The sequence below is a fragment of the Streptomyces sp. NPDC017225 genome (assembly GCF_044331465.1).
GTDB lineage: Bacteria > Actinomycetota > Actinomycetes > Streptomycetales > Streptomycetaceae > Streptomyces.
Window position 1 is genome coordinate 40,128 of record NZ_JBIRNE010000034.1, and the last position, 15,705, is coordinate 55,832.

The 15,705-nt window shown below is 71.6% G+C and carries 10 protein-coding genes; 3 read left to right on the forward strand and 7 right to left on the reverse strand.

Going from position 1 to position 15,705, the window contains the following annotated elements:
• Positions 1-285: 285 nt before the first annotated feature.
• The gene (locus ACH4NX_RS37100; protein ID WP_398130236.1) at positions 286-1,521 is read right to left on the reverse strand and encodes a hypothetical protein; all 1,236 of its coding nucleotides are present in this window, start codon (positions 1,519-1,521) and stop codon (positions 286-288) included.
• Positions 1,518-2,471: a ParA family protein gene (locus ACH4NX_RS37105; protein ID WP_398130235.1), complete on the reverse strand. Its 954-nt coding sequence runs from the start codon at positions 2,469-2,471 to the stop codon at positions 1,518-1,520. Before ACH4NX_RS37105 ends, ACH4NX_RS37100 begins: the two co-directional genes overlap by 4 nt.
• A gap of 187 nt (positions 2,472-2,658) precedes the next feature.
• Between ACH4NX_RS37105 and ACH4NX_RS37110 the strand changes: the two genes are divergently transcribed.
• Positions 2,659-3,021 (forward strand): SH3 domain-containing protein, encoded by a 363-nt coding sequence (locus ACH4NX_RS37110; protein WP_398130234.1) that lies wholly within the window; start codon positions 2,659-2,661, stop codon positions 3,019-3,021.
• 86 nt (positions 3,022-3,107) lie between these two features.
• On the opposite strand, the gene ACH4NX_RS37115 is transcribed toward ACH4NX_RS37110, so the two are convergent.
• The 4 genes from ACH4NX_RS37115 to ACH4NX_RS37130 all read right to left on the reverse strand — a co-directional run bounded on the left by ACH4NX_RS37115 (position 3,108) and on the right by ACH4NX_RS37130 (position 6,852).
• A complete protein-coding gene (locus ACH4NX_RS37115; RefSeq protein WP_361016668.1) occupies positions 3,108-3,437 on the reverse strand; it encodes a hypothetical protein in 330 nt (109 codons plus the stop codon).
• Between the two features lie 42 nt (positions 3,438-3,479).
• On the reverse strand, positions 3,480-3,998 hold the full coding sequence (locus tag ACH4NX_RS37120) for a hypothetical protein (protein ID WP_398130233.1): 519 nt from the start codon (positions 3,996-3,998) through the stop codon (positions 3,480-3,482).
• Positions 3,999-4,403: 405 nt separating this feature from the next.
• Positions 4,404-5,603 (reverse strand): hypothetical protein, encoded by a 1,200-nt coding sequence (locus ACH4NX_RS37125; protein ID WP_398130232.1) that lies wholly within the window; start codon positions 5,601-5,603, stop codon positions 4,404-4,406.
• A 103-nt stretch (positions 5,604-5,706) separates the two neighbouring features.
• On the reverse strand, positions 5,707-6,852 hold the full coding sequence (locus ACH4NX_RS37130) for a TniQ family protein (RefSeq protein WP_398130231.1): 1,146 nt from the start codon (positions 6,850-6,852) through the stop codon (positions 5,707-5,709).
• Between the two features lie 249 nt (positions 6,853-7,101).
• On the opposite strand from ACH4NX_RS37130, the gene ACH4NX_RS37135 reads away from it, so the two are divergent.
• Positions 7,102-7,293, forward strand: a complete 192-nt coding sequence (locus ACH4NX_RS37135; protein WP_361016679.1) for a hypothetical protein — start codon at positions 7,102-7,104, stop codon at positions 7,291-7,293.
• Positions 7,294-7,414: 121 nt separating this feature from the next.
• Entirely contained in the window at positions 7,415-7,723 is a 309-nt protein-coding gene (locus ACH4NX_RS37140) for a hypothetical protein (protein ID WP_361016681.1), read from the forward strand.
• Between the two features lie 74 nt (positions 7,724-7,797).
• Here ACH4NX_RS37140 and ACH4NX_RS37145 read toward each other — a convergent pair whose 3' ends face one another.
• Positions 7,798-14,898, reverse strand: coding sequence for a DUF3560 domain-containing protein (locus ACH4NX_RS37145; RefSeq protein WP_398130230.1), 7,101 nt, complete (start codon positions 14,896-14,898; stop codon positions 7,798-7,800).
• Between the last annotated feature and the right edge of the window lie 807 nt (positions 14,899-15,705).

The window sequence follows — 15,705 nt, forward strand, 5'->3', positions numbered from 1 at the left end:
GTCCGGCCGCACCTCGACCGCGCCGGGTCCAGCCTTCGGCACCACCCCGCCGAGCAGAGCGGGCCCCTTCCCCGCCCGGCCGTGCTGCGCCGCGCCCAGCTCGTCCCGCGCCGGCACCTCCGGGTGGGTACTCCATGCGGGACGTCTGTCGGGCCGCTCACGGCGTGACTGATCCCGCTATCGCCGAGCTGTGCCGCAGTAGGTACGGGCGCTAGCTGAGTCGCTCTCTCACGCACATACGGCCGGGCCCCCGCGCAGGAGCGGGGGCCCGGCCGTATGTGTGCCTCAGTCCTGGACGAGTTCAGCGTCGACCACTTCCGCGGGGATCTTGACGTGACTGTTCAGCCACCGGCCGCCCGCCCGGATGGACTTAGCGTGCCGCTCGGCTTCGGCGTGATCGAGCGGCGGGACGCTCTCCATGTCGAGCTTGTCCAGCACGGCGACGAGCTTGTCAACGGCGGCGGCGGCGTTGGCGAGGGTCTTGTTCACCGCTTCTCGCTGCTCCTTCTCCGACGGAAGGAGTTTGCCCGCGTCGCCCTGGTCCTGGTTCTCGACGGCCGCGCCCCAGTCCTTGACGACTCCGCGGACCAGAGCCGCCGTGATCTTGCCCCCTCGCTTCTGGGCCTTCTCTTTCGCCTCGGCGAGCATGGCGAGGCCCACCTCTTCGCCCTGGGCACGCCAGACGGGGACGAGCTCCAGCGCAACCGACTTGGACAGCTCCACCTTGACCGACTTCGGGGCGGTGCCGGTCTCCACGGTGCGGGCGTCGTTCGGGGCGGTTCCAGCCTTCTCGGTACCGGCATCGGAGGGTGCCGCCTCGATGGCGGCGCGAGGCGCGGGGGGCCTCAATGCCTTACGGCCCTTGGTGTCCGGATTTCCGGACACGGTCTTTCCGGATGCCGCGGCGAGGCGAATCGGGGCGGTGTCCATGAGCTCGTACATGGTCGACCGTTTGTAGCCCCACCGGGTCCAGCCGTAGTTCTCGATCGTGCCGTACTCCGAGACGTAGAGCTCGGGCTCGCTGCGGATGGCGTCGAGGACGAACCCAATCTCGATTTCGGCGCGGAACCGGGCCCGGGTGACGTTGTCGGCCAGGGTTCCGCGTGATGCCTCGATCGCAGCCTCGTAGACGGCGAGCCGCTCCCCGGGGACGTTCGGGAGACGGGTCCGGTCGACGAGCTGCGGGGCGAACGGGTCGACCGCAGCGGGCAGGCCGCCACCGAAGTTGGAAAGGAGGTCGTCCTCCTGGTCCTGATACTCGGGCGGTTCTGCCTGCCCAGTGAGCTCCGGTGTCTCAGCGGGCGCCGACGTGCCGGCGGATTCGGCGCCGCCGTCGGCGGGGGCGCCGGTTTCCCCCGTCATCTCCGTGTCCACGCTCGGAGATTCGGCGCCGCCGTCGGCGGGGGCGCCGGTTCCTCCCGTCGTCTCCGTGCCCGCGCTCGGGGATTCCGTGGCCTTGGTCGTGATGCCGAGTCGCCTCCGACGGCGGCCGGAGGTCTGGCCGGGGGTCTCAGTGCTCATGCAGCCTTCACCGGGTCCAACAGAAGCCGGGCAACCTGCCCGTAGTCGGCGACTGCGGTTGCCCGGGGGGCGTGCAGCCGGGTGGGCTGATGGGTGGCCGGGGCCTCTCCTACCTTGGTCGTCTTCCTGATGGGGGAGACAATCGCGTTGGGGTAGTCCTCGGCGGCCTGCTCCTCAACCTCGCGGGCAAGGTCGCTCTTTTCCCACATGGTGGTGAGGATGGCGGCGACGCGCAGCTTCGGATTCTCGCGCTTCTGGATCTTCTCGATTGTGGTGTTGATGCTGAGCACGCCCTGAGCGTCGAGTGCTCCCGGCTTCACGGGAATGATCGCGTCGTCAGAGGCGATCAGGCACGCGAGCGTAACGAGGCTCATCGTTCGTGAGGCGTCGATCACCGTCACGTCGAAAGGCTCCTTCGACTCCGCGATGGCGTACCGCAGGGCGTTGTCTGTGCCGCTCGTGCGCTCGTACTCAACTCGGGTCAGGTCCGGCGTGCAGGGCACGACGTGGAGGTTCTCGAACCGGGTTGGGTAGGTGGCCTCGTCGAGGGACACATCGCGGGTGGCACCGTTCGGGTTCTGCGGGTCAACCGGCTCGCCGAGGAAGACGTGACGGAGGTTGTAGCGCTGCTCGACAGGCAGGTGCGCGGGGTACTCGACGCCGAGCCAATACGTGATGGCCGCGTTCTGCGGGTCAGCGTCGATCAGGCGGACGCGCAGCCCCATGGACGCCCAGGCGGCGGCAAGCTCGACGGCCGTAGTCGTCTTGCCAACGCCACCCTTGTTGTTCGTGACCACGAACACGCGGGAGGGCTGCGCCGGCCGGAAGGTCTCCGGGACGAGGGTCGCCGCGGACCACTGGTGATAGAGCGCTTCCGTGTCCCACTGCGTGACGATCGAGAGATACTCAAGATCGTCCGAGAGGGTCGGAATCCGGGTGGTTACTGTCATGGCGTAGACGGTAGCCATGATCGGCACCCGGAAGGGACCGGGCCCCGCAGAAAGTCACTCCCGAGGGCCTACAACCCTTGCGGCGCTTGGTGTCCGGATTTCCGGACACGCTCGCCAGGTACCCCGTCAGGGTGGTCCCGGAGGCATCAGCGTGACCGGCGCCCCCGCGGTCGGTGTTGGGCCCGGTATGCGATCAACGAATCCAACGACGCGCACCGCTACCGCCGCCCTGGTTGCCCTGGGGGCAGCCGGGGGAGTGCTGGGCTTCCCCGCGGCGGCCTCGGCCAAGAGCACCGACACGACTGTGATCTCGTGCAGCAAGGGGGCGAACCTGCGGGCGGACTCCTCGCAGCGCTCCCGCATCATCCGGGCCCTGCCGAAGGGGACACGGGTGACCTACGACCAGTGGGGCTACAAGCGCGCAGAAAAGCGCTGGTACACGCACGTGATCAAGGTCAACGGCAAGCGGCAAGCGGGGTGGGTGGTGTACGCATGCGCCAACCCCTACAAGTCGGAGGGCGCGCCGACCCCGCCGATTCCGAAGGGCTGACTTCTGCCAGACAGCGGCCCGGCGGGACCTTCCCGCCGGGCCGCCGTCGTGTGTCCGTTACTGACGGGGGGCAGCTCGGCGAGGAGTCACTCGCGCGCAGTCGGGCGCGGCATTCCGGCCTCGTTCGAGCCGGTCGCGGCGGGCTTGCGCACGGACCGCAATCCGGGCTGTGGCCACTCGTAGAGGCGATGGGTCACGGTGGTGTCGCCGAGGAGGTCGACCTCCACCTGATAGATGACGCGGCCGTCGGCCCAGTCCTGCCGCGCCTTGACCGGGGCGTAGCGCCATCGCCCGGCGGAGCGCACCAGGAGGGCGGGCCGGTCTCCCGGGGGCCATGTCTTCACCTGGGGTGGGGGGCCGTCCTCTCGTCGCCACGGGCGGGCCGGCACCGCCTCGGGTATCTCCTCGACGCTCATCCATCGAGCGTACGCACGGGCCGGGCCGTCGAGCGCGTGCGGTCAGTCGGCGGCGGGGACGGCACGGCCGACATCGACGAGGAGTTCGGCGGGTACGCCTTCACGGCACCACTTCACCGCGAGGTCCGAGGCGAAGCCGTTCCCGTGCAGTAGGGGACCGCTCTCACACATGATGCGCCGGGCGTCCTCGGCGCGCACGGGAAGGCCGACGTACGCGCCGCCGGGGCGGGGCCAGGTGAGGTCACGTGCGTTGCCGTCCGGGCCCGCACACCATGCGTGCTCGACGGGCCAGGCGATATCCCATGCGAAGCCTTCGACATAGGCGAGCTCGCCCTCGGAGGCCCAGGCCCAAGACGCCGCCTCTACGTAGCACTTCCCGGGTTCGCCGGGCGGTGTGCCGCCGTCGGGCCACGGGGCCGGGGTGAACAGGCGGCCGTGCGCGAGGAGGAGGGCTGCCACGCTGCTGTGTGTCCATCCGGGGCGTTCGCCACGCAAGGTGGCGTCCCTGCGCAGGTGGTCGACGAGCTCGCTCTCGGCCGTGGCGGGTTCGGTGTGGGGCATGGGTGGTCGTCCTCCTGGTGGTCGAGCGGGCACCGGTCGAGTCTGCCCCTTTGGCGTGGCGGCCGGGAGGAGCTCCGCAGAACTCGCCACGGGTGCACGGATACCGGCAGCGTCGCCCGGGTTCGCGTGACGAAACCGCAGGTCGCGCCGAACCTGCCATTCCGTGCACCCCCCTGAGCCGAGTACGCCACGGTGTGCACCCCTGCGGGACGTCGCCCCTGGTCCTGCGCCCGCGAGCTGGGCAAGTCGGGGCCGACGGCGACCCTGAAACTGCCATTCGGTGCACCCCCATCACGACCAGGGCGTATGACGGTGGCTCATATTTTGTGAGCTGGGGGCATAGGGGCTTCGAGTAATGACGAGGGCCCCGTCGTGACGTACGGCGGGGCCCTCGGTCGGCTGCGGCTACGTCTCGGCCTGCGGCTGCCGGTCCCATAGGTGCACGGTGGCGCCCGTGCGGAGCGGTGCGCCCTCCGGTCCCTTGATGTGTCCGGGAACGATGCGGTCCTCGTGCCGGCAGTCTCCGGCTGCGTGCCCGCGGGGGTTGAGACACGTTGAGCGGCGGTACGGTCGCACCGGCCATCGGCAGGACCACGACGGTTCCCGGCGGCCGGTGCTCGCTGCGGCGTCGGCGTCGGCGGCTTCCCGGGGCGGCCGTTGGGCGGTGTGGACATTGACGACGCGGACAGCCGACGGGCCGGTGATGCCCTGTCGGGCGTCCCGCTTCCTGCCGGACCGCTCCCGGGGGATCTCTTCCACCTCGGCCCACCGAGTCCCCCCGTCGGACGTCATGAGCTGCCAGGCGGTGTAAAGGGTGTGCGTCCATACGTCGGTGGTGTCAGGCCGGGCGGGGTCGAACCCGACGCCCTCGATCAACAGCACCTCGTTGTCCCAGTTGAGCGGACCCCCGGGGACCTTGCTCCGTTCCGCCTCGATCATCCCGGCCGTCATGACTGAGCCGTCCCGCATCGTGCCGAGCACGGTTTCCGGGGCCAGCCCGGAGAACAGGCCCCGGGGGCTGTAGAAGGTCACCCAGATTCCCCGAGTGCCGGGCGGAATCGCGGCGTAGCCGTCACGGGTGGTGTGACCCCATGTCACCGGGGCACCCTCAACGTTCACGTCTTCCGGGGTCCATGCGGTCCACGACGCGGCCACAATCGGTGTCGTGATCTTGGCATCGACCCCCGGCCGGGCGGCGAGAGTGTCCGCCAGGGCGGCCCCGACGTCTTCGACGTAGCCGCCGATGGGCTCGCCGAACACGATCAGTCCGGACTCCGCCGGCAGGCGATCGATGCTCGCTCGCTCCCGGGGCGGGGTGGCGGCGGCGGCCAGGGCGAGGGCCGTCATGTCGGCTGTGGCGTAGTACAGCTCTGCTTGTTCCAACCGGGCGCGCTCGGCCTTGTTGAGCAGGATCGCGGCGAGGGTGTCGGCCTCGATCGGCGCGTTGCGCATCGTGGGAACGATCGTGCAACGGCCCGCGCGGATGGCCTCGCGCATCGCGACGTTGGACGGGTTCGAGGCCGTGTATTCGACGAGCTGCGCGCGCCATTCCGGCAGCTCTCGGGGGTTCGGCGGCACCCATCGGGTGGGGGCGGGTTCTGCCATGGGTGGTGCCTTCCTGTCTGTGATGATGGGGGACGCGGCGGGTCGCCCCTACTACCGGTGGGGGCGGCCTGTCGTCCTGTCGGCACCGTAGTGCCGGGGAGTGTCAGCGGGTGCGCTTCTCAGGCAGGCCGGTGCACTCCGGGTAGGGCACCCATCGGCAGCTCGGCGCGCGGCCGTCGCAGCGTGGGCATACGGCTGTGACGGAAGTCAGGGGCAGGCCGTAGACCCACATGAGGCAGGAGGGCGCCCGGAAGGGGCCGGGCTCGGTCGGCCGTCGGTGCAGCGGAGGGAGCCGGTTCCATCGCCGGTCGGCGACCGTGCGGCCGGACGGCTTCCCGGCGGGTTCGGGCCGGTGCTGCTCTAGCCAGTAGTCGAGGGGCGCGCGCTCCTGCCGTGTGAGGGTGCCGGCCGGCACGAGCTCGACGACAACGCTCTCGACCCAGGCCGCGGCCGACGCTCCGCGCCTCCTGCGCCGCTCCTCCCACGTCCACATGAGCTCGGCGAGGGTGACGGCCTCGGGGTAGACGACGACCGGCGCGGCCCGGCGGCGGTGCCGGGTCATGCCGAGGGCGTCCTCGCGTGCGTGCCAGACGTCGGCGACGGCCTGCCGGTCCTCGCGGCCGGGGCCGCGGCGACGGGGGAGGGAGACCCACCACCAGAGCATGACCTGATGGGCGTCCGCGAGGAGGGCGTCACCGGCCGGGCCCAGGCGGTGGACGAGCTGCCGGTGCCGTTGGAGAGCGCGGCCGAGATCGGGGACGGGACCGGTGTCGACGAGGTACCCGCCGTCATCCCCGGCGAGCCATCGACGGCCGCAGGGACACGGCCGCCACCTGTGACCGGTGGCGGCCAGCCACGCCCCGGGCTCCATGCACAGCGGGCAGGCGGGGAGGGGGGCGGCGGCGAGCTCGTCGGGCCACGGCTCGATGCGCGGGGCCTGGACGGCGGCGACACGGTCCGGGTGGGTACTGGGGAGGGCGCGGGTCAGTTGCTCGGGGTCGCGGTCGACCAGGACGGCGAGCCGGTCGAGTGCCTCGGCAGGGAGGAGGACCTCCTCCCGCTGCGGGTCGAGGGTGCCGACGGGGAGGTCGAGGCCGTCGAATGCCCCCAGGAGCGCGGGGAGGTCAAGGCCGTTGGCGGCGGCCGTACGGGAGAGGTACGAGAGGGTCGTCTCGCCGGGGATGAGCGGGGCACGGATAGGGAGATCGTCCGCGGTGATCGGGTCGGATGCCGGGCCGGTGGTGGTCATGGCGGCACCGTGGCACATCACGCCGTCAAGCGTCCCGGAACGGACAGGACAGCCCCCGGACGAGGGGCCCATCTGACGCCCTGATCTTTAGTACCGCAGTGAAGATGCGGCGTGGCGACGGATGACCCGCGCAATCCTCCGGGCGCGTCGGCCGACTGCCCGCGAGGCCAGTCTCCCGGGCTTGGCTGGGCTGGCGTTCTATTCTTCGTTCGAGGTGGCCGACGTCGGCCGCCGAGACGAGGACCCGCAATGACTTCCCCTGTGCCGCCCATCACCGAGCCGGATACATCCGCACGCACCTGTCCCGGCGACCAGATCGGCCCGTGCTCCACCTGCCGACGCCCCACCCACAAGTACGGATCCGGTGCCCGCTCGCCACTGTGCGAGTACTGCGACGCCAAGGCCGTCGAGCGGTGGGGCCGGAAGCTGCGCGTCGGCTAACCCGTTGCCTCATGATCAACCGAGTCGTTGCCGGTTCATGCGAACCATTGCGATCAAGTCAGCCGTCGCCACGGCGGGTGCCGTTGTTCTCCTGGCCCCGTCTTCCTCGGCGGCGGTCCCGATGAGCGGGAGCGACACCGACGAGGCCGTGTCGATCTCAGTCAAGGGCAAGGGGCTGCACGTCGACTCCATCAGCGTCATGAGCACCAGGCAGCGAAACGGCGAGGCGTTCCGCGTCTACCGGCACACCGGTTCGGCGGCCACCTCGTCCTACGTGACCAGGTGGAAGGAGGCCAAGTTCGCCAGTGCCGGCCTGACGAAGTTCGCCTCGACCTCGTGGAAGATCAACAAGAACTTCCCCGACGGAACATGGCTGTGCGCGGTCTCCAAGAAGTCGTCCGGCAACCCCTGTATCAAGGTCCACCGATGACCTGACCCGCGTGAGGGTGCCCGGTCCTCACGGTGAGGGCCGGGCACCCTCACGCGACAATTGACGCGTTCCTGTCAAGTCTCAGGAAGTGCCGGCAGGTCCCGACCGGCCCGGGGCCGGGCCGAGGAGGGCGGCGCCCGCCCCCCACCCCTTGGCAGGGTTCGCCCCGGCCCGCCCGTCGGCAACGCCCGCTCTGCACCCTCGGACAGCTGTCGTGTGCCCTGTCGTGTGCCCTGTCGCGTGGCGCCCTGTCGTGTGCTGTGACCTGCGTGAACACCCCCGTTCCCCCGGGTCTCTGCCGGACCCGACAGGGGTCCGCCGACAGGGGCCGCCGCCGCGGCCGAGCGCGGCTCACGCGGCACCGCGCCCCCTGCCCCGGGGGCCGTGGCACGCATCGCACGGACGGGCACCGCTACCGGCAGGCGTCGCCCCACGGGACGGGCCGCCACTGTACGACCGGCGCGGCCGTTGCCTCGCTCGCTCGACTCCCGGACGGCGCGGCCGGGCGCCGCCGGGGGGAGTTCGAGGCGTACGGGCCCCCGTTCGAGCATGAGCCGAACCGGCGGGGCGGGGAGCATCGGGGGCACCTGGGCCCGCGGGAACCCGCGCACGCCTGCCTGTGCCTGCACGTCTCCGGGTCGCAGGTGATCGGCGACGAGGGCCCGCTGTTCGTCGGTCCAGAGCTGTTCCGCGTACGCGTACAGAGCGCGCTGATAGGCCAGGGCGCGCCGGTACCAGACGCGTCGGGCGCGCTTGACGGTCGCGCCGGTCACGGCCATGCCCATGAACGGCGACACCGCATCGGCCGCCATCTGTGCCATGTTCCGGATGCCGACCCCGCGCCCTACGTGCTGCCAGGGGTAATCCCACCGGAAGCCGACCAACAGCGCTAGCTGTTGCTGCGTGAACGCCTTCCCCAGGGACGCGCAGCCCTGCGCCTCGTCCGCCCGCCGCAGGGTGGCGCCGTACCACGTGGCGGTGACGCACTGGGACACCACGTCAGCCGAGAACGAGCCGCCGCCCTTGGGCCTGCCCGTCCTGGGGTCGAGGCTGCGCACGCCGCGCGTGTCCACCACGAGCCCGGAATCCCACCCGAGCGCCTGCGCCACGGTGAGCGCGGGCAGCGGCTGACGTCCACCCAGGAAGTCAACCCGGTACGCCATATCGGGCCGGGTGGCGGGGATCTTGTCCTTCCGGCCGCCCCACAGCCCGGCCTCATAGGCGTGCACCTCGTCACGGTTGGCCGTGCACACGGCGCCCGCGGGCTCCCCGTCGCGTACGGCGACCATCCAGGTACGCGACCGGCGCGACGCTGCCCCGTACCGGGATGCGCATTCCACCTGGAACGACACCCAATCGAATTCCAGGGACTCACGGAGCTCGGTTTCGATCGCCGCGCACAGGGGGGCCGCGGACTTCATGAGGTTGTCCGACTGCTCCATGGTCACCGACTGGAGAGCGCCGCCCCCCTTGAGCATGACCATGGGCCACAGGATCACTTCCGCCATGAGCGCGGTTCGCTGGTCGGCGCACGCCTCCAGTGCGGCGGCGCGGAACTCGTCCGGGGTGCCCACCGCGGCGGCGCGCCCGCTCATGCAGTGCTGAGTCTCGATCCACTGCGTGCAGTCGTCGCCGCACTCGTCGGTGTCCTCGTCGTGCGTGCCGCACACCATCTGCCATGAACCCTCGTACGTGTCCGGGTCCCATGCCGCTTCGCCGGACTCGTCGCCTCCCTGCTGCGGGTCGTAGTCGTGCGGTCCGCCGTAGTCCTGGCACACGTCCTCGACCTCGATGTGACCGAGCCACTCCGCCGCGTGGAACATGACGTCCATGAACCGCTCGACCTCGGCGGGCTTGACCCCCGACCCCTTCCCGCCCCTGCTGATCGTGGGGCACGGAGTGGAGAAGTGCAGCCGCTCAACCGTCGTCAGCACGGGGTGGCGCGGGTCCACCGTGCGCACGTCCGCGTGAATGATCGTGTACCCGGCGGCGCGCGCCGTCGCCGCCGCGTCCGCCTCGATCTCGATTCCCACCGCGTCCACGTCCGCGCTGTCGTCGCCGCCCAGGGCGAGGCGCTGTCCCTCCGACATGCCGCCGGGGCCGTGGCAGATGTGCACCTGCCGTTCCGGAGCGCCCTTGCCGCGGCGCCGTGCCCAGCGGGCAGGCCACGGCGCGGCGAACGCCGTGCACGTCTCGCAGTCGGCGCACTCGCGGCCGTCGGCACAGGTGGCACAGTGCGAGTCGCACCACCAGTCAGCCGCCCGCATTGCATCCTCGTTGCCGTGCGCAGCGATCAGCGCATCACGCAGCGCCGCACCGTCCTGCGGCACGGGGGCGACCGGCGCCCCCTCGGCGGCGCCACCCGCCAGGCCAGTTGACGCGTCCGCGTCAAGTCCCCGAGAAAACCCCCCTTCCCCGCCGGGGGTGGCATCGCTCTTTGAAGTGCTTGCGTCAAGTTCCCGGGATTGCGCCCCCGGCCGAGGGACAGCGACACCCGGCACGGCGCCGCCGTCGCCCTCCCACGCCGCCGCGGTTCCGGGGTCGGACACACCAGCCGGAGCCGGAGCGCTCACCGGCGCCGGCGGCGCGACCGACGCCGGGGCGGCCTGGTCCTGGCGCTCGGCCGCCCGCTCCACCTCGGCGGCCTCCGGGGTGACGTCGCGCGGGTCGGCGGGGACCGGCTCACCCGCCAGGGCGGCCCGCATCTGCTCGGCCGACATGCGCCCGCTCACCTCGTTATAGGGAAGCGTGTACGTGCTGCCCTTGTGCCGGGTCTCAGCCGTTGCCGCGCGGGTGACCACGCGGCATCCGTCGACGGCGCCGACGGCGCCGCCGTCAAACGCGGCGTGGATGTGCGGCACGGTCACCGTCTTGGCGTTGACCCGGGTCACCTCGTACCAGGACCCCCGCCACCGCGCGAAATCACCCTTCACGAAGTCGGCCCGACCCCACACCTTGAAGCCGCGCCGCTCCGCCTCCTTGATCGTCTCCGCCCAGTACGTCAACTCTTCGTCGTACTCGGCCAGACGGCACGTCAACTCCTCCCGGCGCGCCTCGGACGGCTCACGCCGCCACACGTCAGCCGCGCGGCCCTTGTCGTCAACGCCGTCCCGCTCCCGCAGAACGCCGCGCCGCTCCGCCTCCAACTTCTCGATACGGCGCAGCGTGCGCCCCGGGTTCTTCCGGTACCGCTCGTAAGCCTCCGCCGCCGCCGCACGGGATGCCCAGTAACCGGCCCGCTCGCCCTCGGCGATGCTCTTGCGCATCGCGTTGTTCATGCGCTCCTGATCCCTGCGGGCGCGCCCCTCCGAGTGGTGGCCTACCAAAATCGGCTGTCCCATCCAGAACCGTTCGCCGATCCGGTCCGAGGCATCCCGCGCGGACTGCGACGAGGCCGCCGCACGCCCGGACCGGTCCGCGTACCGCTCCGCCCGCTCCTCGGCCGCATCCACGCGGGCGGCCTCCCGCTCGGCGAACGACATGCCCTCTTCGATCACCACAGCGCACGACAGGCCGAGGGCGCGCACCGCATCCGCGGCCCGGTTGATCTTCCACCGGTCGGCGCCCTTGTAGCGGCTGCCGCGGATGAAAATTCCGGGGTTGCGCCGGTAGGTCCAACCCAGCGCGCGCAACGCTTCCCACACCCCGTCACCCTTGGCGGACCCCTCAACGGTGGTGCCGTCCTCGTGGGTGTGCCGGATGACGATGTCTGCCGCCTCCGCCTCCCCCTCCGCCGCACCGGCCGCGACGGGGGCCGGGGTGTCGCCGTCCGGCGCCGTGCCGACCGCCGGGGCGACGCCCCCGCCTGAAGTGTCCGCGTCAAGTCCCCGGGATTGCGCCACCGGCCGAGGGGCAACAACGCCCGGCGCCGCGCCGCCCTCGCCGTCCCACGCCTCCGCCGTCCCGGGATCGGAGACGCCGGACGGAGCCGGAGCGCTCACCACTCCCGCCGGCGGGGCGGCCGGGGCGAGCGCGCCCGCCTCCGCCGCGTGCGCGAGGGTGCCCAGGATGCTCGGGGCCTGCCTGCCGCGCTCCTTCGGCCGCCACAGCGGCGCCCCGCCCCGGTGCCGCCCGCCGTTGACCCACACCCCGGACCGGCCCTCACACCATGCGCCGTCGACCCACACCGCCGACAGCTCGTAGGCCACCGGTTCGCCCCGCCGCTCCGCCGTCCCCGCCGCCCGCACAATCACGGTCCGGCCGTCGTTCTCACGCTGCATGGCCACCGTCCATCCGTTGCCGCACGCCGTTTCGGCGAGCTGGACCGCCGCCATGGGCAGCCACACCCCCGGAGCGGCCTCCGTCTCCGAGATCACGTCACCGGCCATGTCCCACGCGCTGAGGGTCTCGGCGCCGAGCGGCTTACCCTCCGCCGGAATCCGGGGAGCCTTCCACAGGTCCACCAGGGGACGGCCGGACGTGGCCACGGCCGCGCGGAACTCCGCCCCGGGGCCGCGCCCCGTCTTCGCCTTGCTGGGGACGTCCGTCGCCTTGAGCGTGCGGCCCGCATCCCGGGCGGCCACGGCATCCGCGAGCACCGCGACAAAGGCGCCGTCCTTATCGGCCGCCGGATTGTCGTCCGACTCCCACGACAGGGGGAACGTCACGACAGCCCCGCCGTCCGCCGACAGCCACGCGCCACGACCGGCCGGAACCTCACCCGACAGCAGCCGCGCCGCCGCCGTGCGCGCCCGTTCCACGTCCGCGCGAGCCTGCTCGTCCTCCGTCCGCAGCCGGTCGGCCACGTAGCGCGCGTGCCATGCCTGCCGATCCATCCGGTACCAACGCGCGTCCGCGGCCTCCGCCGCCGCAACGGCCCGGACGTCACCGACGGGAGCGCAGTCGGCTACGCGCGCCGCCTCCGCCGACAGCTCGGCGAGCACACCGGCCGCCGCCTCCGCAGCGTCCGCCGCCGCCTCCGCCTCCCGCATCTTGTCGGCGCGGCGCACGACCCGCGGGACCGCGGCTACCGGCGCCCTCTCCGTCGCCGCGCCTGCCCCCTCCGGAGCCGCCTCCTTTGACGCGTTCGCGTCAAGTTCCCGGGAAAACCCCCCTTCCCCGCCGGGGGTGGCGTCGCCCTTTGAAGTGTCCGCGTCAAGTTCCCCAGAATGCGCCGGCTCCGGAGCGGTCTCCGCCTCCTCGGCCTCCGCCGGAACGTCCGGCGTCACACCGCTACCGGCCGGAGCCCCGCCGGTCGGAACCTCGACCTTTCCGGCCGGTCCTTCCCACCCCGGGCGCGTGATGCGCAGCAGGAACGCCGACGCCTCCGGCCGGGCCCGCCCGGCAACCGCGCGCGGTTCCGGCGCGCGCTCCGCGCACTCCTGCGCCGACGGCGCGGCGAGCCCGAACCAGCGCGCGACGGCGAGAGTGTCACGCGCTGCCCAACGGGCCGTGTCGACGTCCCCCCGCCCGTACGCGGACTCTGCACGCTCCGCCCACTGTTCGGCCTCACGGACCGCACCCCGGGCACTGCCGTACTGCTCATCTGTCAGCCCATCCCAGTCAATGCGCTGCGCGAACTCGCGAACCGTGTCGAGAGCGGCACGCGCCATGCCGACCAAAACGGCCGTCCGCGCGTGCTCCTCCGCCCGCTCCGCCGCCCGCTCCGCATAGATGCCGTACACGCGCGCCGTCTCGGCCGTCGCGCGCAGCACCGACGCCGGACGCTCCGCGATCACGTACGCGATAGCGGACCCCGTGACCTCACCCCACGTACCGCGCACGTCCCCCGTCGGAAGCGTCACGGTGTGTCCGCCGCCCGACTCGAAATGGAAGCGGAACGGGAACCGCTCACCACACACGGACAGTTCCGACAGCAGATCGGAGCGACGGAACTCCCCCTCGTATCGGTCGTTGAGCGACCGCGCTTCCATCGCTTCCGGCCACTCCTCCGCCGCCCTACGCGCGCACTCGACGTCCGCCACGGACGGCGCCGTACGGGCCCGCGTCCGGGGGGTCGATTCGGCCGGAGTCTCCGCCGCACTCTGCGGAGCGACCGGAGCAGCCTCCGCCGCCTCCGCGACCGGAGCGACCGGAGCGACCGGAGCAGCGTCCGCCGCCCACGCCTCCGCCACACGGTCCGACACCCCGTAGTGCGCACGCGCCAACTCTTCCTGTCGCGCGTCCGGGGCCCCCAGGGTGAACAGAGTCAGTGCGTCCGCAGCGTCGTCCCCCTCCGCCGCCTCCGCAGCGTCCGCCCAAGCCTCAACCTGCTTGGCGTCCGCCTCCGCAGCATCCGCCGCCGCCTCCGCATGGCGCACAAGGGCAGTCAGGTCACGGGAGTACGCGCGGATGATCTCCCACGCCGTTTCCGCCTCGAACAGGGAGGGGAGCACGATCACGCCGCGCGGTTCCTCCCGCTCGAACGTGCCGTATTCGATCATCATTTCCTTGTAAGCGTGCTCCGCCCGTTCGAGAGCGTCCTCCCAACCCGCACGCTCATCGTCGGCCCAACCCTCCGACGCACTCGCCTGCACACGAGACAGGTACTCATCCGCCTCCGCGCACGCCTCCGCCGCGGGACCCTCCGACACGTCCCAACGGGCGGCCAGCCACTCACCGAAAGCCGCGCGACGCTCCGCGGAACCGTGGGGGAGGGACCATACGAGAGCGTCCGCGTAGGCCACCCGCGCGGACAGCCGCTCATCTTCCGCCGCCGCCGCAGCGCTCGCACGCTCCGCCGCCGCCTCCGCCCGTTCCTGGGCAGCGTTGCCCCGCTTGTGCGCAGCCTTGACTTTCTTCAACCCGTCATACATGCGCGTGTGCGCCTTAGTTGCCTTCACCCGGAACTCTTCAGCGCCCTTACGGTCCGCAGCCTCCGCCGCACAGTCGACGCACGAACCGTCGGCGCACTCCCCGCACTCGACGGTTTCGACCGGCGCAGCGTCCGCAACCGTCGCGCGGGGTGCCCCGTCCGCCTCCGCCCGGTAGAAGTTGAGCGCCGCGCGGTAGCCGCGCGGGTTGGACGTCGACCACTTACCCGCGCGCCACGTGTAGCGCTCCGTACGGGAGTCCTGCGGGGTGGCAATGACCAGCGTCCAAACGTCGCCGTCCCGCTCCACCATGGCGCCCCACCCGCGGTCAGTGGCCGAGCCGGCGAGCGCACCCAGGTTCCGCGGGGCACCCTCGGCGAGCGCCTCAGCAACGGGCATCGGGAGTGCGGGAGTTGTGGTCATTCGAGCCTCTTCCGTTCGGTCCGCCGCGGCCGGTCCGTGGCGTTTGGTGCGGTCCCCACACTAGCCAGGTTGCATCTCAACTACAAGTTGAACTGTGAGTTGCGTTGAGAGTGTCGCGCCGTGCGGGCCGGACGGCCGACCACCCGGGCAGGGTCACCCGGAACGGGGTCGAGAAGGGGCCTAGGCGCCACTCTCCGGGCCTAGCTGCGCGCGGTCGGCCCAGAGTGCGCAACGGGGGTCGAGGGGCTCACGCGAGCGCACAGCGACTTTCGCCGCTCCGGCGGGGTGTGGGAAAAGAGTGCACGGGATGGCGTATTCAGCGCTGACCAGCAGAAACAGGGTCCATGGACCCCGAATCGGCCACGGGCGCACCCCGCCCCGTAAGGAGTGAAACAAAGGTGGTGACTCTTACTCGAACAGGTTGTTGGGAACCATTCCCAACAAGAGGGGGTGCCGGACGGCCGTTTCCGCTGGTCAACGCCGAACCAGCCATCCCGTGCACCCCCCTCCCTCTGTTCGATTTTCGGCATGTGGAAAAAGGGTGCACCAAATGGCGGGTTCTGCGATCACATGTGATCAGACGGCGAGGCCGGAACCCCTCGAAAAGTGGGCTTGACCTGCGGAAACGCGGCTATCCACAGGGGTGCACCGATTGGCGGGTTCCACCTAGTTCCCCCACTCAAGCCGCAGGCGCAGACGTGATCCGCGAAGCGGATCACAGCGGCCCGCGAAGCGGGCCGCATAGCAGACAGCGCGAAGCGCTGTCAAGTGGAGGCGGCGAAGCCGCCTCCGGACCCGCGCGCGGGG